The 20,123-nt window shown below is 61.1% G+C and carries 14 protein-coding genes and 2 pseudogenes; 11 read left to right on the plus strand and 5 right to left on the minus strand.

The window, feature by feature from the left end:
- The first annotated feature begins 23 nt into the window (after positions 1 to 23).
- The 3 genes from ACSQ2Z_RS21770 (at position 24) to ACSQ2Z_RS21780 (ending at position 3,973) form a co-directional block, all read left to right on the plus strand.
- On the plus strand, positions 24 to 1,079 hold the full coding sequence (locus tag ACSQ2Z_RS21770) for an ABC transporter ATP-binding protein (protein ID WP_436083339.1): 1,056 nt from the start codon (positions 24 to 26) through the stop codon (positions 1,077 to 1,079).
- 123 nt (positions 1,080 to 1,202) lie between these two features.
- The gene (locus ACSQ2Z_RS21775) at positions 1,203 to 2,225 is read left to right on the plus strand and encodes a Fe(3+) ABC transporter substrate-binding protein (RefSeq protein WP_436083340.1); all 1,023 of its coding nucleotides are present in this window, start codon (positions 1,203 to 1,205) and stop codon (positions 2,223 to 2,225) included.
- 146 nt (positions 2,226 to 2,371) lie between these two features.
- Positions 2,372 to 3,973, plus strand: a complete 1,602-nt coding sequence (locus tag ACSQ2Z_RS21780) for an ABC transporter permease (protein ID WP_436084120.1) — start codon at positions 2,372 to 2,374, stop codon at positions 3,971 to 3,973.
- A gap of 174 nt (positions 3,974 to 4,147) precedes the next feature.
- Here the strand turns inward: ACSQ2Z_RS21780 and ACSQ2Z_RS21785 are convergent, their stop codons facing one another.
- From ACSQ2Z_RS21785 to ACSQ2Z_RS21800, 4 genes are all read right to left on the minus strand, one after another.
- Positions 4,148 to 4,945: an inositol monophosphatase family protein gene (locus ACSQ2Z_RS21785; RefSeq protein ID WP_436083341.1), complete on the minus strand. Its 798-nt coding sequence runs from the start codon at positions 4,943 to 4,945 to the stop codon at positions 4,148 to 4,150.
- A gap of 255 nt (positions 4,946 to 5,200) precedes the next feature.
- Complete coding sequence (locus ACSQ2Z_RS21790; protein ID WP_436083342.1) at positions 5,201 to 5,884, minus strand: DUF2161 domain-containing phosphodiesterase; 684 nt, start codon at positions 5,882 to 5,884, stop codon at positions 5,201 to 5,203.
- A 102-nt stretch (positions 5,885 to 5,986) separates the two neighbouring features.
- Positions 5,987 to 6,463, minus strand: a complete 477-nt coding sequence (locus ACSQ2Z_RS21795) for a GreA/GreB family elongation factor (RefSeq protein WP_436083343.1) — start codon at positions 6,461 to 6,463, stop codon at positions 5,987 to 5,989.
- A gap of 123 nt (positions 6,464 to 6,586) precedes the next feature.
- Entirely contained in the window at positions 6,587 to 7,024 is a 438-nt protein-coding gene (locus ACSQ2Z_RS21800; protein WP_436083344.1) for a low affinity iron permease family protein, read from the minus strand.
- 430 nt (positions 7,025 to 7,454) lie between these two features.
- On the opposite strand from ACSQ2Z_RS21800, the gene ACSQ2Z_RS21805 reads away from it, so the two are divergent.
- From ACSQ2Z_RS21805 to ACSQ2Z_RS21815, 3 genes are read left to right on the plus strand one after another with little or no spacing between them, the layout of a single operon-like run.
- Complete coding sequence (locus ACSQ2Z_RS21805; protein WP_436083345.1) at positions 7,455 to 8,057, plus strand: TetR family transcriptional regulator; 603 nt, start codon at positions 7,455 to 7,457, stop codon at positions 8,055 to 8,057.
- A 60-nt stretch (positions 8,058 to 8,117) separates the two neighbouring features.
- On the plus strand, positions 8,118 to 9,257 hold the full coding sequence (locus ACSQ2Z_RS21810) for an efflux RND transporter periplasmic adaptor subunit (RefSeq protein WP_436083346.1): 1,140 nt from the start codon (positions 8,118 to 8,120) through the stop codon (positions 9,255 to 9,257).
- Between the two features lie 31 nt (positions 9,258 to 9,288).
- A complete protein-coding gene (locus ACSQ2Z_RS21815; protein ID WP_436083347.1) occupies positions 9,289 to 12,426 on the plus strand; it encodes an efflux RND transporter permease subunit in 3,138 nt (1,045 codons plus the stop codon).
- 404 nt (positions 12,427 to 12,830) lie between these two features.
- On the opposite strand, the gene ACSQ2Z_RS21820 is transcribed toward ACSQ2Z_RS21815, so the two are convergent.
- The gene (locus ACSQ2Z_RS21820) at positions 12,831 to 15,887 is read right to left on the minus strand and encodes an aminotransferase class III-fold pyridoxal phosphate-dependent enzyme (RefSeq protein WP_436083348.1); all 3,057 of its coding nucleotides are present in this window, start codon (positions 15,885 to 15,887) and stop codon (positions 12,831 to 12,833) included.
- 128 nt (positions 15,888 to 16,015) lie between these two features.
- Here ACSQ2Z_RS21820 and ACSQ2Z_RS21825 point away from each other — a divergent pair, with 128 nt between their 5' ends.
- The 5 genes and pseudogenes from ACSQ2Z_RS21825 to ACSQ2Z_RS21845 form a co-directional block, all read left to right on the plus strand.
- Positions 16,016 to 16,450, plus strand: coding sequence for an Lrp/AsnC family transcriptional regulator (locus tag ACSQ2Z_RS21825; protein ID WP_436083349.1), 435 nt, complete (start codon positions 16,016 to 16,018; stop codon positions 16,448 to 16,450).
- A gap of 410 nt (positions 16,451 to 16,860) precedes the next feature.
- A pseudogene (locus ACSQ2Z_RS21830) lies at positions 16,861 to 18,153 on the plus strand (NCS2 family permease).
- Positions 18,154 to 18,353: 200 nt separating this feature from the next.
- Entirely contained in the window at positions 18,354 to 18,650 is a 297-nt protein-coding gene (locus tag ACSQ2Z_RS21835; protein ID WP_436083350.1) for a DUF1778 domain-containing protein, read from the plus strand.
- A gap of 6 nt (positions 18,651 to 18,656) precedes the next feature.
- Positions 18,657 to 19,181 carry a GNAT family N-acetyltransferase gene (locus ACSQ2Z_RS21840; protein WP_436083351.1) on the plus strand — a complete coding sequence of 175 codons (525 nt, stop codon included), beginning with the start codon at positions 18,657 to 18,659 and terminating at the stop codon, positions 19,179 to 19,181.
- A 104-nt stretch (positions 19,182 to 19,285) separates the two neighbouring features.
- A pseudogene (locus ACSQ2Z_RS21845) lies at positions 19,286 to 19,648 on the plus strand (amidohydrolase family protein); the annotation flags it as partial.
- Between the last annotated feature and the right edge of the window lie 475 nt (positions 19,649 to 20,123).

Here is a 20,123-nt window from a genome sequence, read left to right on the forward strand (position 1 = left end):
CATTGAACCGAGACGGAGGAGAGATGGTTGCGGCAGCAAAAGATTTTGCGCTCGAGCTTTGCAATGTAAGCCGCAGGTTTGGAAAGACCGTCGCCCTGGACGACGTATCGTTGACGATCGGGTCCGGCGAGATCATCTGTCTCGTTGGCCGTTCCGGCTGCGGGAAATCGACATTGCTGAGAATGATCGCAGGCGTCGATATGATCGATGCCGGCCGCATCCTGTTGAACGGGGACGAAGTTTCGGGTCCTTCAACCTTCGTGGAGCCGGAGGACCGCAGGATCGGTTTCGTTTTCCAGGACTACGCGCTCTTTCCTCATCTGACCGTCGAGCAGAACATCCTGTTCGGTCTCAGGGGCCGGCCGAAAAAGTCTGCCGCCCATAGGGTCGCCGAAATTCTCGAACATATCGGCATAGAGCATCTGAAGGCCCGCTATCCGCATATGCTGTCCGGCGGCGAACAGCAACGCGCCGCGCTCGCCCGCGCGCTGGCGCCCCAGCCGGATATCCTGCTGATGGACGAGCCGTTTTCCAACCTTGATCGCGGCCTTCGGGACAGGGTTCGCGATGAAACGCTGTCGCTTCTGAGAAACCTCGGCACAACGGTTATCATGGTTACCCATGACCCGGAAGAAGCCCTTTCGGCGGGCGACAGGGTTGTTCTGATGAGGGCCGGACAGATCGTCCAGACCGGGTCGGGCTACGACCTGCATGACAGGCCGGTGAACCCTTATGCCGCTGAGTTCTTCTGCGCCTTCAACAAGGTTCCCGGCGTCTACCGCCAAGGTCATGTCGAAACGGCGATCGGCCGGTTTGCCCAGAGGCTGGATCTTGGCGAAGGCAGCCCCACGACGCTCTACATCCGCCCACAGGGAATTTCGGTGTCGCGGGAGCCCGCAGACGTCAGCGGCCATGTCTACAGCCGTGTTTTTCTTGGCGATGTCGAGCAGCTCGCCGTCAAAGTGGAGGGTCTGGAGCAGCCGCTCCTGGTTCGAACGATGCAGCGTCTGGATGCTGCCACAGACACCGTCGGCTTGGCCATCTTGCCGGAGGGTTGCCTGGCATTTGCCGCTACCTGAGCAGGGGACCATGGAAACCCGATCGAGCCCGAGCGGTCTTTTACCGTAAAACCTGCCTTCTGAACTTGACTTTTTTCCTCCATTAATGCTCGAAAGTGCAGCACGGTTCATCGGGAGGATTAAATGACCACACTGGCCATCGCAAAGTCCGCACTGCTCGCAACCACCTTGCTGTTCAGCACAGGCGCGGTGTCGGCTGCGGAGCTCAATATCTACACAACCCGCGAGCCGGGCCTGATCCAGCCGCTGCTGGACGCCTTCACCGCCGCGACGGGTACCAAGGTCAACACGGTCTTCCTCAAGGATGGCCTGGTCGAGCGCGTCGCGGCCGAAGGCGAGGGTTCGCCGGCCGATATCCTGATGACGGTAGATGCGGGAAATCTCGTCGATCTCGTCGAGAAGGGCGTCACACAGCCGGTCGAGTCGGCTGTTTTGACGCAGTCGATCCCAGAGCAGTTGCGCGATGCGAAAGGCAACTGGTTTGCGCTGTCCATGCGCGCCCGCGTCCTTTATGCCTCAAAGGATCTCGATCTCGCAGCCTTCAACTACGAGGATCTGGCCGATCCGAAATGGAAGGGCAAGGTCTGCATTCGTTCCGGCCAGCATCCGTACAACACCGCGCTTTTTGCCGATTACATCGCCCACTACGGCGTTGAAGAGACGGAAAAATGGCTCTCCGGCGTCAAGGACAACCTGGCTCGCAAGGCAGCCGGCGGTGATCGCGACGGCGCCAAGGACATTCTCGGCGGCATTTGCGATATCGCGGTTGCCAATTCCTACTATGTTGGTCTGATGCGCTCGGGCAAGGGCGGCGAAGAGCAGGTTGCCTGGGGCAACGCCATCAAGGTCATCCTGCCGACCTTCAAGGATGGTGGAACGCAGGTCAACGTCAGCGGCGCTGCCGTCGCAAAACATGCGCCGAACAAGGCCGAAGCCGTAAAGCTCCTGGAATACCTCGTCTCCGACGAGGCCCAGAAGATCTACGCCGAAGCGAATTTCGAATATCCGGTGAAGGCGGGTGCTGCGGCCGACCCGATCATTGCATCCTTCGGTGAATTGAAGATCGATCCGAAACCTTTGACGGAAATCGTCAGCTATCGTAAGCAGGCAAGCGAACTGGTCGACAAGGTCGGCTTCGACAACTAAAAACGAGAAGGCGCCCGCCGTGAATGCGGGCGCCTTCTCGCTGACGAAATGGATTTGCCTTGATGACCAGCGCCGCAGGAAGCCGGCACCGGCGCTCCACTGGGTCCAGGTGGCTGGTCTGCGCGGGCGCGATCGCCGGTTTCGTCATGCTGCCGTTCGTGGCGCTCTTGCTGCAGGCGGTGCAGGGATCCGCAGGCCTGTGGTCGCACCTCATCTCGACCGTCCTGCCCGTCGCCCTCATGGATACGATCATTCTCCTCCTTGGTGTGGGCTTGATCACCGCCATTATCGGCACGACGACGGCCTGGCTGGTCACGGCCTATACCTTTCCGGGCCGCCGGCTGCTCGAATGGGCACTGTTGCTGCCGCTTGCCGTGCCGACCTACATCATCGCCTATGCCTATCTCGACATCCTGCATCCGATCGGGCCGGTTCAGGGGGCGGTGCGATGGCTGCTCGGCTATTCCAGCCCAAGGCAGTTTCGCCTGCCGGATCTGCGCTCGATGACGGGTGCTATCCTGCTTCTGGGTTTCGTGCTCTATCCTTACGTCTATGTTCCGGTACGGGCGATGTTCCTGACGCAATCCGCCAATCTGATCGAGGCTGCTCGAACACTCGGCATTTCCCGGCGCGCGATCTTCTGGCACGTTGCTCTGCCGCTGGCGCGGCCAGCGGTTGCCGTCGGCGTCAGTCTCGCGCTGATGGAAACGCTCAACGATATTGGCGCGTCCGAGTTTCTCGGCGTGCGGACATTGACCGTCTCCATCTACACCACCTGGGTCACCCGGTCCGATCTGCCGGGGGCCGCGCAGATCGCCTTGGCCTTGCTTGCGATTGTCGTGGCCCTGGTGGGGTGGGAAAGATGGGCGAGGGGAAAGCAACGCTACTCTTCCAGCGCGCAGCGCAACCGCGCTTTCGAACCCCGACGCGTTTCCCTGGCAAAAGGCTTGTTCCTGTTTTTCACCGGGCTTTTGCCCATCCTTGCAGGCTTCGCTGCACCGGCGGCCTATCTCGTCGTCGAAGCCTTGAAAAGGGTGGAGTTTGCCGGGCTTTCGCCTCGGTTCCTCACCGAAGCCGTCAACACCATAGGCCTGGCGGCCTTTGCAACGGTCATGACGGTTCTTTTCGGCCTGCTTGTCGCCTATGCCGGCCGTCTGCGCCCTGGTGCCGCGTCATCTTGGTTTCACCGTCTCTCGACGCTCGGCTATGCCGCTCCCGGTACGGTCGTCGCGATCGGAATTCTGATCGTGCTGGGAACATTTGACCGCTTTGTGGACCGCACGGCGATCGCCTGGTTCGGCATTTCAACAGGCTTGCTGGTCATGGGGTCGAGTGCAGCGCTGCTCTATGCCTATACGGTGCGATTTCTTGCCATCTCGGCCGGCGGCATAGAGGCGGGGTTGACACGCATCCCCATCTCCTTCGATCACGCCGCCCGGACCTTGGGTCAATCGAAGGCGGGTACCTTCCGATATGTCCATCTGCCGCTGTCGAAGGCGGCGATCACCGCCGCCGGCTTGCTGGTGTTCGTGGATTGCGTCAAGGAACTTCCTGCGACGCTGCTGCTGCGCCCGCTCAATGTCGAAACCTTCGCGACGCATCTCTATGGCGAAGCGGCGAGGGGCACCTATGAGGAGGCGTCGATCGCCGCTCTCGCCATTGTCGCCATCGGCATCCTGCCCGTCATCCTGTTGTCCAGAATGGGGCGCGTTTCTACCCGGCATCATGGTGGCGCGCGTCAAATATGATGCGCAAAGGGCGCTATAATACTTTGCAACTGCTGCACAATTTCATCCTTAAATCGATTCCGATTGAAGGAAGGACGAAGGGCCGGCAGGCAACTCGCGATGGCGGCAGCACGAAGCTGACGCTCACAGCGGGAAACGGCGATGAGTCAGGATCAGATGCGGCGGTGTGGCTGTTTACACTCCAGCAATTGCCTTCAGATCATCGATCGCTCCAGGTGCGGCAGCAAGCACCGGCGCACCCTTGGTCAGGTGCTCGTCGTCGACGGGGAAGGGGTGAACCCAGCCGCCGGCTTCCCTGACGAGACAATAGCCGGCAAGGCAGTCCCAGGCGTGCATGTAGGGCTCGTAGTAGCCAACCAGGCGTCCGGCGGCGACATAGGCGAGCATCAGCGCGCCGGAGCCGTTGCGGATGAAGTTGCCGCCTGCCTCAAGCAGCTTTTCGACCGTCTTCGCAACGAAGGCCGGCGTCACGTAGGTGTTCGCACCGATGCCTGTAACGGCGTTGCGAATGGTGCGGGATGGATCGAGCTTGAGCAAATTGCCGTTGAGAGTCGCGCCCCTGCCGAAAGCGCCGGCATAGAGTTCGTCATGGCAAGGTGCGCAGATGACGCCGATCACCGGTTCGCCGTCGTGCAGTATCGCGATCGAAACACACCAGTTCGGCATGCCGTTGACGAAGGGGCTGGTGCCGTCGATCGGATCGACTACCCAGGTGTAACCGGAATGCCCCGCGACAAGACCGAACTCCTCTCCGAGGAAGCCATCGCCGGCATGAACCTCCGCGACCCGCGCCCGGATCAGGCTCTCCACTTCGCGGTCGGCAATCGAGACGACGTCCTGCAGGTCACGCTTGGTTTCAACCACCAGCGTTTCGCGCTGGTTGAAATAGCCGAGCGCGACGGCGCCTGCTTCCTTGGCGATGGCCTGCGCCAGCGCGAACCGCGCGTCGAGCTCGGATATCTGCGATGTCATGGGTATGGCCCTTCCGATTGCCGCAGGGATGTCTGTTTCATAGTCGAGGTTGTCGGAAATTCTCTGACGTCAACGCCGTCTCCATATCAGCGCTCTGCAATCGCGTGCAATTTCCGTTCGAAGCAATTTAGCGGCCCTCGAACAGGGGCCGCTAAAGATATCAGGCCCCAACGATGACGCAGCTTGGGCGCCTGAATTTTCCGAGAAGCCGAGAATTTGCGGTTCGCCTACTGGACCTCAAGAGCCGCATCTCGACTACTCTGCCGCGGCCTTGACACCCTCTGTCGCCGGCAATATCGGCCAGCGGATCAGTGCTTCGGTGCCCGCAGCGGTCAGTCCATATATACCGCGGTCAATGCGTGTGAACCAGCCATAGACATTGTCGCGCAGAATATTCGCTGCCCTGGGCGCGATGGCCTTCAAGTCCTTCGGGCGCAGAGGTCCGTCCTGCAGGGCGCCGGCGCAGATAAGCGCCTGCTGCCGGTAGGCCGTCATGATCGGCGCCCTTGTGCTGCCGCCAATGGCCGGATCGCCTTTCCGGCGCCTGTGCTCGTCGACGAGGCGGGATCGTTTACGCGCATTCTTGCGCGGCATCAGCGCGATCGGACTGACGATGACATCGACCGTGCCGTTGTCGGAAACGCCGAGCATGCCGAAGCCGAGGCGGCGGCAGAGATCGCGATAGCGGCGGTCGCTTTCGCGTCCCTTTCCCCTGGCCGAAACCCGGGCGGCAATCCACACTTCGTCGCTGGCCGATGCCCTGTCGACGGCCTGCAGGATGAGTTCGAGATTGAAGCTGAGCTTGAGTTCGCAAATGACGACGACTGGCGGTTCATCCGGGCTCAAGCCCACGACATCGCAGCCGGCGATTTCGCCCTTGACGCTGTAGCCGGCAGCCTCGAGAAAGCGCTTGATCGGCAAATAGAGCGTGGTTTCCAAATCATGTCCCCGATTGTCCGGCGCCACGGTCTTTGCGCATTTTCCGGATCAAATCAACGAAGGCGCAGCTTTACCGGCACATTCCGTCGCCCAGTAGGTCCCTCATCGCGAAGCTCCGGTTACGGACAGGACGACGATTTCCTCTTGGCGTCCGGCCGCTTCGAACTCGACGACATCGCCGGCACTTGCGCCCTCCAGCGCTCGCGCAAGCGGCGATGTCCAGGCAATTGCGCCGGCTGCCGGATCGGCCTCATCCTCGCCGACGATGTGAAGCGGTTTGGTCTTGCCGCCGCGTTTGATGGTGACATGTGTTCCGAACATGACGACCGCCGGCGTTCTGCTAGGCTCGACGATCTCCATACTGGCATGGCGTGCATGCCAGTATCGCAGGTCGCGCTTGAGAGCGGCTAGCACATCGCTGTCGCCGCTTGCTTCGATTTGCTGGCTCAGCGTTGCGATCGCCTGTTCAATCTGACGTGCGCCACTCGGCGTTACGAGATTGCGGGCTGCGCTGATCTGGCGCTCCGGAACGGGCGGGGGAGGTGCGTCGTCGATTTCTCTTGTAAATGCTCGGCTCATGATCTTCTCCTCACATGGGAATGCATATTACGCTTTTGAGTTCGCCTTGGGCTGCGAAAAGGCTGGGGGCAGGAAACGTCCATGAGCCGGACAATTTCAACAGTTGAGCGGTCGCCCTTCCGTTTACCTATACCTCTTTTTCAGCTTGGTCCGGCGATCCCGGATGATGTGATCGACTTTTCCGGCAAGGACGTGATCCGGTTCGCTCTCGGCCGCTTCCCTCAAGAGCCGCGTCAACCGCTTCAGTTCCTCCTCATCGAGATGTTCGATACCCATGAAACGATTTTCCGCGTCGCCGGTGAGGATCAGCTCGTCGAGTTTCGCTTGAACCGCCCTGCTGTCCCGGTTCTGCGAGTTTTGTAATACGAAGACCATCAGAAAGGTGATGATCGTCGTTGCCGTGTTGACGACGAGTTGCCACGTCTCTGAAAAGCCGAAAAATGGACCTGTAACGGCCCAGAGGATAACGCCGGTAAGGGCAATGGCGAACGTTGCCGGCTTGCCGGTCAATTCTGCGACGCTTCCGGAAAATCTGGAAAAGAAGCTGGGCTTCGCGAACATAGTGTTCCTCCCTTGGAATCTGCATGCCAGAAATTCCCAGTGGCCGCGGAAAGTTCCAGTCGTTGCCGTCCATTCAACAAATAGAATCTGCAGCGTGCTTCATCCGCGGCTGTTCTGCAACGCTGTCGATGCCACGACCGGCAGTCATCAGCGCCGTGACCTCGTGCACGGTTGTCCTATCAGGTTGCTCCGCCGATGAGGAGGGACGTCCAATCGTCTGGCCGTCATGTCGTGCATTCCAAAGGCCGGCATATCTCGGCCAAAACGCCGCTTTGCCAGCGTTCTGGTGGTTGGGCTGTGCAGCGTCGAGCAAATCCAGCGCAGCCAGCCTCGTAATAGTGATCGTCTCTCCCGTTGACATGGACACGCTTTCGATTTACGACTGACGAAAATCAAAATTCGTCAGTCGTAAATCGAAAGCGTGTCCAAGATGAATGACGTCGCCGACAGCATCGAAGCCAACCGGCAGGAAAACATCACCCGAATCCTCGATTCGGCGGAGCGGCTTTTCCGGCACTATGGCTACTCCAAGACCACCGTCGCCGACGTTGCGCGGGATCTCGGCATGTCGCCGGCCAACATCTACCGCTTCTTTGCCTCCAAGACGGAGATCCATCAGGCCGTGTGCGGGCGTATGCTCGCGGGCAGCTATCAGCAGGCTCTTGAAATCTCCCGTCTGCCGATCAGCGCCGCCGACCGCCTGCGCAAGTATCTGCATACGCAGCATCAGCTTGTTCTGACGGCGATGCTCGATCAGGAAAAAGTGCACGAAATGGTCGTTGTCGCCATCGAGCGCGACTGGCATGTCATCGAAAAACACCTCGACCGGATGCATGGGGTGGTCGAGGGGATTATCTGGCAGGGCATTCAGGCCGGTGAATTTGCCGAGCAGGACGCTGCCGTCGCGGCCCGCTGCCTCGGCGCTGCGACAGTCAACCTGTGCCATCCGCAGATGGTGGCGCAGTGTCTTGCCAAGCAGAACCGGGCGACGCCCGAGGAACTTGTTGAATTTGCAATCAAAGCCTTGAGATGAACGCCGCCGCCCGGCGGCCCCGTTGGTAATTGTTTCTGTTTCTTTATTCAGGAGTGCGAAATGTCTTCGCCCAGCCGTACCCGCCTTCCGATGTCTTCCGTTACCCTTTTTGCTGCCGCGCTCCTCACGCTTGCCGGTTGCGCCGAGGAGAAAGCCGAGACCAAGGAAGCTGTCCGCCCAGTCAAGGTGATCGAGATCGCGCAGGCGAATAACACCCGCATGCTCAACTACTCCGGATCGGTGCGCGCCCGCGTCGAAATGAACCTTGGCTTTAGGATCAACGGCAAGATCAGCGAACGTCTCGTCGATATCGGCGAGAGGGTTAAGGCCGGCGTTTTGCTTGCCCGCATCGACCCTGCCGACTACGAGCTTTCCGTGCGCAGCGCCAAGGCGAGCCTCGATGCGGCCGAGCGGCAAGTCGAGACCACGGAGCTGGCTCGCATCCGTGCCGAACAGCTTTTTGCCAAGAACGTCTCGCCGAAGTCACAGCTGGAACAGGCGGTGCTGAGCTACAATCAGGCGGTTGCCACGCGCGATTCTGCCCGCTCTGTTCTCGATCAGGCAAAGAACCAGGTCAGCTACACCGATTTGAAGTCGGACCGGAACGGCATCGTCACCGCTATCAATGCCGATGTCGGTCAGGTCGTCAGTTCGGGAACGCCGGTTGTCACCGTCGCTGTCGATGGTGAAAAGGAAGTGCTGATCGCTATACCGGAACTGAACATCGCCCAGTTCCAGCCGGGAAAACCGGTGAAAGCCAGCTTCTGGTCGGATGCCGCCCTGACGCTGCAGGGGAGGGTGCGGGAAGTCGCAGGCAGTGCCGATCCGCAGTCGCGCACCTTCGCTGTCCGCGTCAGCCTGCCGAACGATCCCAGGGTGCTGCTGGGTATGACCGCCAATATCGAGGCTGACGCTGACAGCGCGCGCCAACTTGTCTCCGTCCCCTTGAGCGCTCTTGGCAAGAAGGATGATCAGCCGATCGTCTGGACGGTCGATCGCACCGCCGAAACCGTGCATGCCCGCGCGGTCAAGATTGCCGATTTCACCGGAGATGGCGTGCGTATTGCCGAAGGGCTGAAGCCCGGCGACGTCGTCGTTTCCGCCGGCACGCAGTTCATGACCGAAGGCCTCAAGGTGAAGCTCGAAGGTATCGCCAGCCAGCAATCGGCCGCAGCCGATAAAGCCACGCTGACGCGTTGAACCCGGTTTGATCGAGAACGGAACGAAGCCGATGTCCACCGACCAGAAGCAGTCCTTCAACCTCTCCCGCTGGGCGATCGAGCATCCGAGTATTGCGCGCTTCCTGTTCGGCCTGATCCTCATCACCGGTATTCTCGGCCTGATGCGCATGGGCCAGAAGGAAGACCCGGATTTCACCTTCCGGGTGATGGTCGTGCAGGCGATCTGGCCAGGCGCCTCGATAGAGGAGATGGAAGACCAGGTCGTCAACAAGATCGAGCGCAAGCTGCAGGAGACGCCGCATCTCGATTTCGTCCGCTCCTACACCCGCGCCGGCAGCACGATCATCACACTGCAGGTCAAGGGCGACACCAATGCCGAGCAGGTTGCCGACGCCTTCTACCAGGTTCGCAAGAAGGTCGGCGATATCGAAAACGAGCTGCCGCAGGGCCTGCTCGGGCCCTATTTCAACGACGAGTTCGGCGATACGTTCATCACGCTTCACGCGCTGAGCGGCGACGGTTACAGCTATCCCGAGTTGAAGAAATTCGCGGTCCAGGCGCGCGACATGTTGCTGACGACACCCGGCGTCGAGAAGGCCGTGATTATCGGCGACCAGGCGGAGAAGATTTATATCGATATCTCCTCCAAGGTGCTCGCCGAACGTGGGCTGACGCTGACCGACGTGCAGAATGCCATCAAGGGGCAGAACAATGTCGATCCGGCAGGCTCCGTCGATACCGGAAGCCGCTCCGTCCGGATTGCTGTCAACGGCGGCGTCACACGGGTATCGGACATCCGTGAACTGCGGCTTAAGACCGGCGATCAGGTGACCCGTCTTGGTGATATCGCCACCGTTTCCTCCGGGCTCGAAGAGCCCTATCAGCGCAAATACCGCTTCAACGGGGAAGACAGCGTCCAGCTTGGTGTGGTCATGGCCAAGGGCTTCAAGGTGACCGATGTTGGCGCCGCCGTCGAGGAAACCTACAAGCGTTTCGAGACCGCGCTGCCCTACGGCGTCAAGGTCGAGCAAATTTCCAACCAGCCCGAAGTCGTGACCGAGGCGGTCAACGAGTTCATGAAAGCGCTCGGCGAAGCGCTGGTCATCGTGCTGGTCGTCTCCTTCCTGTCGATTGGCTGGCGCTCCGGTCTGGTGATCGCGATCGCCATCCCACTGGTGCTCGCTGCCACCTTCGCCATCATGTACGAGTTCGGCATCGACTTGCAGCGCATCTCGCTCGGCGCCCTGATCATCGCGCTTGGCCTGCTCGTTGACGACGCGATGATCGTCGTCGAGATGATGGAGCGCAAGCTCGAGGAAGGGCTGCACAAGGTCGACGCGGCAAGTTTCGCCTATTCCTCGACGGCTTTCCCGATGCTGACCGGCACGTTGATCACCACCGCCGGTTTCATCCCCGTCGGCTTTGCCGCTTCGACGGCCGGCGAATATGTTCGATCGCTGTTCTATGTCGTCGGCATTGCGCTCGTCGTGTCGTGGTTTGTCGCCGTCTATTTCACGCCATGGCTCGGCTATATGATCCTCAAGCAGCGCCAGCACGCTGGCAACCATCACGACGTCTTCGATACCCGCTTCTATCGCCGCCTGCGCGCCACCGTCGGCTGGGCCGTGCGTCATCGCGTCATCGTTCTCGCTCTGACGCTCGTTACCTTCGCAACCAGCCTCTGGGCGTTCCAGTTCATCCCGAAGAACTTCTTCCCGCAGTCCTCAAGGCCTGAAATCCTTGTCGATCTCTGGCTGCCGGAAGGCGCAAGCATCAGGCAGGTCGAGGCTCAAGCCAAGGCGCTGGAAGCGAAAATGATGGATGATCCGGACAGGAAGTTCATCGCCACCTATATCGGCGAAGGTGCGCCGCGCTTCTTCCTGCCCCTCGACCAACAGTTGCGCAATCCGAACTTCGCCCAGCTTCTCGTCATGGCCAACGACGAACCGGCCCGCGAGCGGCTGATCGTCAAGCTGCGGACCATCCTTGCCGAGGACTTCCCATCGATCCGCAGCAAGGTCGATCGCCTGTTCCTTGGGCCGCCGACCGGCTGGCCGGTCCAGATGCGGGTCATGGGTCCGGATCGCGCGGAGGTCCGCCGGATCGCCGATCAGGTCAAGGCGAAGTTCGCCGAAAACCCTAAGCTCGGCGCCATCCACGACGACTGGCTGGAGCCGGTGCCGGCGATGAAGCTGGTCATCGATCAGGATCGCGCCCGCGCACTCGGTGTAACGTCGCAACGTATCCGCCAGATGCTGCAAGCCGCCATGAGTGGTGCGCCGCTCGATAATTTCCGCAATGGTGAGGAGACCGTTTCCATCGTCGCGCGCGAGCCGGAGGCAAGCCGCCATCTGCTGTCCTCGGTGGATTCGGTCTACATCCCGACGGATTTCGGCGGCTTCGTGCCGCTGTCGCAGGTCGCCAAGGTCGTCCCGGTTCTGGAACAGGGTATCGAATGGCGGCGTAACCGCCTGCCGACGATTACCGTGCGCGGCACATTGCCGGACGGCGTGCAACCAAACGACGTCGCGCTGAAGATGTATGCCGACCTGAAGCCGCTGCGCGATAGTCTGGCACCGGGCTATACGGTCGAGATCCAGGGCGGTGCCGAAGATTCCGCCGAAAGCCAGCAGTCGATCGCCGACAAGGCGCCGGTCATGCTTGCCGTCATCGTCGTGCTGTTGATGATCCAGCTGCAGCATTTCGGCAAGGCAATGCTGGTGCTGGCGACCGGCCCGCTCGGCATCATCGGTGCGGCTGCAGCGCTTTTGATCAGTGGCGCCCCCTTCGGCTTCGTCGCCATCCTCGGCGTCATTGCGCTGCTCGGCATCATCATGCGCAACTCGATCATCCTAGTCGACCAGATCGACCAGGATATCGCAGCCGGCATGGAACGATCGGAGGCAATCATCGGTTCGGCCGTGCGCCGTTTCCGGCCGATCGTGCTGACGGCAATGACTGCAGTGCTGGCGCTGATCCCGATTTCGCGGGGAGTCTTCTGGGGTCCGCTCGCTTTCGCCATGATGGGCGGCATCCTCGTTGCCACGGTGCTGACGATCCTCGTGCTGCCGGCAGGCTATGCCCTGTTCTTCGGCAAGGAGCCGACGAAACATGTCGCCGAGCCTGAGCAGACAAGCGAGGAACAGGAGCAGGAGGCGATCTATCCGGCGTCCCTGGCCGCCGAATAAGTGCTGAAATCGATAAAAACCCGGTTTAGGAGTGTTATTCGTTTTCAGCAATGCTCAATCGATTTATGGGCGGAGGAGCCATCCGCTACGCGCATAGCGCATGGCTGCTCTGCAAAATTCTGCCTACGATTTGAGCGAAATTAGTGTATATTTAAATTATCGAAGCGATGCACCTCCTCCCGCAGAGCTTCGATTGCAAGTGTCCTTACTCCTCCTCCCAGAGGGCACTTGCGGAATGGCGACACTCCTCCTCCCAGTCGCCGTTCGGTTCTATTTGAAAGCCTGCCGCACCTCCTCCCGCGGCAGGCTTTTTCGTTTTGAGCGCGTTCTTCTCTGTTTGTGCTCCGTCCCGCTGCGCGGCGCAGCAGGTTGGCGAAAGCTCCAGTTTTGGTCTTTGTCCGTGGTTAGCCACGCGCGCCGGTGACTGCCTCGAATGTTTCCCCAAGCACCGCCAGCAGATGGTCCGCGTCCCGCCTCGAGAAAATCATCGGCGGCCGCATCTTGAGCACATTGTCATGCGGTCCCTCAGTGCCCATCAGCACGCCGCGCTGCCGCGCACCGTTCGACACGGCTCGGGCGAACTCCGTGGCGGGCGCCTTGGTCTTTCGATCCGTCACCAATTCGATACCGAGGAACAGCCCCATGCCGCGCACGTCGCCGATCGCTTCATGGCGCTCCTGCATCGCCCGGAAACCGGCCATCAGATAATTGCCGACCTCCAGCGCAGTGCGGCGCAGATCCTCGCCTTCGATCACATCGAGCACGGCAAGGCCGACGGCGCAGGACACCGGGTTGCCGCCGAAGGTGTTGAAATATTCCATGCCGTTGTTGAAACTGTCGGCGATCTCCCGCGTCGTGACGACGGCGGCCAGCGGATGGCCGTCGCCGATCGGCTTGCCCATGGTGACGATGTCGGGCACGACCTGTTGCGTCTCGAAGGCCCACCAATGGCTGCCGACCCGGCCAAAACCGACCTGCACCTCGTCGGCGATGCAGACGCCGCCTGCCTCGCGCACCATGCGGTAGACTTGCCTGAGGTAACCTTCAGGCAGGCAGACCTGACCGGCGACACTGGGAATGGATTCGGCGATGAAGAGGCCGGGACCTTCCCCCTTCGCCTGCATCGCCGCGATCAGCTCCGCGACACTTTCTGCATAGCGCTTGCCGTGTTCTTCGACCGGCCAATCGGCCGGCGCGTGATAGCTGTCGGGAACCGGTGCAACATGGATGTGCGGCATCTGTCCCTTGCCGCCCTTGCGCTGGAACTTGTAGGGGCTGATATCGATCAGTTCCTGCGTCGTGCCGTGATAGGCCCAGTCGAGCACGATGGCGTTTTCGCGACCGGTATGGGTACGCATCAAACGCATCGCCAGGCTATTCGCTTCGGAACCGCTGTTGACGAAACCGGCAACCGTCAATTCCTTCGGCATCGTCGCCGTTAGCCGCTCGGCATAGGCGACGATATTGTCGTGCAGGTAGCGCGTGTTGGTATTGAGTGTCGCGGCCTGTCTCGCCATGGCCTCGACCACCGCCGGGTGCGCATGGCCGATGTGGCAGACATTGTTGAAGCAGTCGAGATAGGCCCGGCCGCGATCGTCGATCAGCCAGACGCCTTCGCCGCGCACGAACTTGATCGGCTTGTCATAGGAGATCGACAAGTTCGGCAAAAGCAGTTCCCCGCGGCGCTTGACGATTTCTTCATGAGACCGGCCCTGCCGCTCGTAGAACTCCGGTGCAATACCGGCAAACGCATTCGCATCGGGGAAAAGTTGAACCCAGACATCAAGATAGCGCTCCTCGCCTACGCCGAGAATTTCCGTCGCCGAAAGGCTGGTGTCGGTGGAAATCTGCAGATGCAGATGTGGGGCCCAGCCGCCGTTTTCGTTGGGAGTCCCCATTTCACCGACGAGCGCTCCAGCCTCCAAACGGTCGCCGGGTTCCAACCTGTCAAGCGCCTCATGGGCAAGATGTCCCCAGAGTGTGACGAAGGCCGGACAACCCTCCGGTTCGTGGCGAAGCGCGATCAGGCAGCCATATCCGAGCAGGTCCTTTTCGATCTCGACGCTGACGACGGTCGCGGCAAGCGGTGTATGCACTTTGGTGCCCGCAGCCATGAAAAGGTCGAGACCGAGATGTCGGGTGCGGCGGGTGTTGTCGATCAGCCTGGAGATGAACATCTCGCCGGCATAGACCATGCGCGCCTCGCCCCAGGGGCCGATGCCCAGATCGATGCCATGTTCGCGGCAATACTTCTCCCATATCGCCTGCGCCTCGTCCGGCTGCTTCCCGGCGGATTTTACCGTCATCGGGTGCGTGGGGTCGCCGTAGGGCACCAGATCGGCCGGATAGGTCGCCACCGGCTTTTCGAGTAGCGCAAGCAGCGACTTGCGATTCTCGGCGATCCACGCCGTGACGGCCTGCGCGCCGGGCGCGGCCTCGAAACCACAGGCGTGGCGCAGGATCGCGGTCGCAAAGCGCGGGTTCATGGCGTCGAGCTTGCGCAGCAGCGTCCACGCCGGTTTCTCGCTGATGGCGAGGTAGGGATTGCCATCGGTATGCGATCGGCGAGAGGCCGAGATCGTCACCGACGTCACCAGCCGCATGGCGATGAGATCAAAGAGGAGGTCGATTTCCTCTTCCAGCAGCGGGTATTCCGTATGGAAACCGCGCGCGATGGCGGCGGCAGCACCGATCGGATCGGCATGATCGAGCGCGGCATAGGCGGCAGCGATGGCGATCTCGGCAATCACAGGTGCATAGAGCGCATCGCCGAAATCGATCACGCCGGCGATGCGGTCATGGTCGGCGCTCTCGACGAGCACATTCCAGTCGTTGGCGTCGTTGTGGACGACCGCCGACCGCAGCTTCGGCAGCCTCGGCGCCACCTTGTCTTCGAAGCGTGCCACAAACCGCTCCAGCAGGGCGCGGTCTTCCGCAACGGCAATATGGTGCAGCCTGTCGGCGGAACGGCAGGCATTGCAAATGTTCCAGTCGAGATCGCGCAGGGCGCCTGGATGCATGAAACCCTTCAGCGCGGTATCGAAGCGGCCGAGCAGGCGGCCGAGCGATTCCAGCGCCGCGTCGCTGCGCGAGGTCTGGGCAAGCGGAACGCCGGGCACCCAGCTGACGAGCCGCAGCAAATGGCGAACGCCACCCGCGCTCGTTACTTCAGTGAGGCTGGCGCCTGAAACGGCCTTGCGGATATGTGGTACAGGCAGTTCCGGCGCGTGCTCGCCGATATGCCCGAGAAGCGCCGTCTGGAAGTCGCTTTCCACCAACGGCTCAGCGGCATTGACGATTTTCAGGATATAGGTGCCGCCGTCGCTGGCCGAGACCTTGAAATTCTGGTCGCGCTCGCTGTCGAGCGGCGAAAGCGCGCCGTCGAGCCCGTAGTGCTCGGCAAGCAACAGCTTTGCCTGTTCGATCGAAAAATCCGGTGTGGTCTTCAGCATGTCGTTCATCGGCGGCCCTCTTCAGTCGATCAGAGTTGCACGAGGAGCGGCTGCGTGCATCCGGCATGATGCCGGTTGCACCGGCATTGTGTTTATAATAACCGTCATCTTGTCGGCACATTCGATGAGCGGAATTCATGCGGGACACAGACGCGATCGACCGGACGATCCTCAGCATCCTGTCGCGGGAGGCACGCATCCCGATGAAATTGCTGGCAGGCCGGATCGGGCTCTCCCGCAGTGCGACGACCGAGCGGGTCAGCCGGCTTGAAAAGGCAGGCATCATCCGCGGCTACCGGGCTGATATAGGGCAGCTGGACGAGGGGCAGATCCATGCTTTCCTGCTTCTGACGCTGAAGCGCACGCCGTCGATCGGCGTGCTTGATCGGCTGGCCGGCTTCTCCTTTGTGCGGAAAGTTTCCTCGGTCAGCGGCCAGCTCGATCTTGTCGTTGAGGTCGAGGTCGGATCGATCAATGCACTCAACGAACTGAGAAACGAAGTGGCCGCACTCGAGAACGTCGAAGACCTGACAACGTCGATCGTCCTTCGGCGCGACATCGAACGAGGCTGAGACCGTTACCTGCGCTTGACTTTGCTGCCATTGCTAACAGATGATCTTCTGGCAGAATGCAGAAAACCCGACGCGTTTGAACACAGAGCTCCGCCATTTTGGCGAAACGGGAAGGATTGTTCCTCCGAAACCGGCCTCCTTCCCCCAATACTGTCCTTAAAAAAATTTGAAAGTCTTTCGCTTTTGCCGTCGAAATGGACGGCTAGCGATCCGGGCCGTGAAAACGCACAATCACAAAACCGTAAATGAGGCATCCGGCGTCCCCTGGTGGGACGCGGGACCCTGATCGGGCAGGAGCCCCGACAAGTCGTGACGATTTGAAGATCGGTACAAATAGGGTGGTCGCCGGAGGAGCAGGCGTTCCGCCAGTAGCATTTGCCGGGCGGATAATTCCGGCCAAGGGAGGAAATATGTTTGAACGGCTCTTCAAGCTGAGTGAGCACAACACCACGGTCCGCACCGAACTGGTCGCCGGCCTCACGACATGTCTCACAATGTCGTACATCATCTTCGTCAATCCGGACATTTTGTCGACGACCGGCATGGACCGCGACGCGATCTTCGTTGCGACCTATATCGCCGCCGCGCTCGGCTCGACGGTCATGGCGCTTGTTGCCAACTGACCGATCGGCATGGCACCGGGCATGGGGCTGAACGCCTTCTTCGCCTTCACCGTGGTCGCCACACTCGGCTTCACCTGGCAACAGGCGCTGGGCGCCGTGTTCATCTCCGGCCTGATCTTCGTCTTCCTGACGGTCACCGGCATCCGCAGCTGGCTGATCGCCGGCATCCCCCACTCGCTGCGCAGCGCGATCGCCACCGGTATCGGCCTTTTCCTCGGCATCATCGCGCTGAAGAACGCCGGCATCGTCGTCGACAATCCGGCAACGCTGGTTGGTCTCGGCACCCTCAAGGCAACCGGCCCGCTGCTCGCCATCTTCGGCTTCTTCGTCATCGCCGTGCTTGATGCGCTGCGCGTTCGCGGTGCCATCCTGATCGGCATTCTGGCGGTCACCGTGCTGTCGTGGGTCACCGGTGTCAGTGAATTCCGCGGAATCATCTCGATGCCGCCGAGCATCGCACCGACTTTCCTGCAACTCGACATCGTCGGTGCCCTGCATGGCGGCCTGATCCATGTCATCCTCGTCTTCGTTCTGGTCGAAGTCTTCGACGCCACGGGAACGCTGATCGGTGTCGCCAAGCGCGCCAAACTCATCGAGGAAGGCAAGCGGAGCCGCCTCGGCCGGGCGCTTCTGGCCGACAGTACCGCAATCGTCGCCGGTTCGCTGATTGGCACGAGCAGCACCACTGCCTATGTCGAAAGCGCCTCCGGCGTGCAGGCCGGCGGACGCACGGGCTTGACGGCTCTCGTCATCGCCGTCCTGTTTCTCGCCTCTCTCTTCATCTCGCCGCTCGCCGGCGCGGTCCCGACCTATGCGACCGCACCGGCACTGCTCTACGTGGCAGGCCTGATGATGCGCGAACTGACGGAAGTCGATTGGGATGATCTGACGGAGGCCGCTCCGGCAGCACTCACGGCGCTTGCCATGCCCTTCCCCTACTCGATCGCCAACGGCCTCGCCTTCGGCTTCATCAGCTACGTCGTGTTGAAGGTCTTCACCGGTAAGTGGAGTGTCATTCACCCGGCAACGCAGATCGTCGCAACACTCTTCGTCGTCCGCTTCGCCTTTTTCGCGGAGTGAGGGAATGGGCGAGGCGGCCCGGACCGCCTCGTTTGCCAATCCTTCAAGGGTCGACCCGGGCCGGACCGTTTCGTTTGCGCTTCGGCCCCTATTGCAGCCACCGATAGGGAAAGACGCTGCCAAGCCGCGGGCCGTGCAGCTTTTGTCGTATTGCAATATGCACTACGATGCTTTATTCGTTTGGGTTAGAGAGGTGCCCTATGGCCGCCAGCGCTAAACGCAATGAACACCCTATCTCAATGCGCCTTCCCGAGGCAGACATTGCGATGATCGATCGCGCAGCCAGTCTGCGAGGCCGGTCACGAACGGACTTCGTGCGCGACGCAGCCGTTCGCGCGGCCGAGGATGTCTTAATGGACTACTGCCTTATCCGCATGAGCCCCGAAAGCTTTGCGGATTTTATGGCTGTGCTGTCTGGACCTGAGACCCCGATAGCCGAAATGGTGGAACTGGCACAGCGTCCTGCTCCTTGGGAGCCAGGCTACGTCGCGAAATGATGAGCCGTGAACCTTTCGGCTCCCGAACCTCTTACTTCGGTCCACGACGTCTCTGAGTTTTCCTGCGGAAAGCCGGTCCTCGACCATTGGCTGAAGACCCGCGCGCGCTCCAATCAAGAGAAAGGCTTCACTGCCGTCTTGGTTGTCCATGAAGGGGGCCGCGTCGTCGGCTACTACGGGCTCGCGCCAACAGCAGTCGTTCCGAATGTACTTCCCCGTTCGATTCGAACCGGCCAACCGCCGGATCCCGTGCCCTGCCTGTTGCTCGGTCAACTCGCGGTTGACGCCAGATGGGTTGGAAGAGGGGTCGGCATAGGGCTTGTAAAGCATGCGTTGCAGCGTTGTGTGACCGCCGCAGGTCTTGTCGGAGGGCGCGCCCTCATCGTCAACGCAGTCGATCCGGAGGCCGCCGCGTTCTGGCGGCGGCGTGGCTTCATTCCCTCAAAGGATGACCCGCTCGTCTTATTCCGCTCGATCGCCGCGATCGCCGCATCAATGACCGAAGCCCGCCTTTCTGGCATCCACGGCTAAGGGACGGCAATGCAGCCGCTCCGCGGAAGAGGCCGGCCGCGATCGATCGGCCCTGCGGGGATCAGCGGATCAGGAACGGCTGCTCGTAAAAATACTCTTCAAGAGCGGGCACGAGCTTCTCAATGCTGGAGACGATGGACGAGGCCTACACGGTGCTGCATCTGCAGGGCGCGCGGCTGTCGCCGCTCAATTCCTTCTACCGCATGACGCTCGGCAATGCCCGGGCGCTCGGCCTTCAGGACCGGATCGGCTCGCTGCATGTGGGCGCCGACGCCGATATCATCATCCTCGATTCCAGCGGCAAATCTGCGATGGAGCTTCGGATGCGCACAGTGAAATCGCTGGTGGAGGAACTGTTCATCCTGCAGACCATGGGCGACGATCGCTGCGTGGCTGAGGTTTATGTGGCCGGCAAGGCGATGAAGGGCCGGAAGGCGGCCGCGAGGCGGGAGCTGGTGGAGGCGTGACGTTTCTTACCCTCCTCTTGAGGGGAGGGTCGGCACGCGGTGCCGGGGTGGGGTGACTATCGCGACACCCAATGGGTCACCCCCACCCGCCGCTTTGCGGCTACCTCCCCTCAAGGGGGAGGTAACGGTGCCGCAAACGCCTTTGGCCACGCCCGGAAAAATCCGCCGTGGTTCTGCTTGGGTCTACTTGGCCGGGGCGCTGGAAAGTGCCGGGAAGAAGTAAATTTATATGACGCCTTCCAGCGCCCCGTTCGATGGTCGTCGTCGGCAACTCCGGTTCTCTACGACCGGCATTTGCGCCAGCCCTCTGTGCCGCACCGGCATGCCCGCAGCAGCAACTCCTGCGGAGGGGAACCATTTTCTGATCGCCCACCGGATGAAGGCTTACGTCCTTCCCCCACCCGGCATAGTCCGCCTCGCCGCGGCGCCTAGCGGGGTAGGGAACGGCATGATCATCGCACAGGTTTGCGGGGCG

The organism is Pararhizobium sp. LjRoot235 (genome assembly GCF_964254145.1).
GTDB lineage: Bacteria > Pseudomonadota > Alphaproteobacteria > Rhizobiales > Rhizobiaceae > Pararhizobium.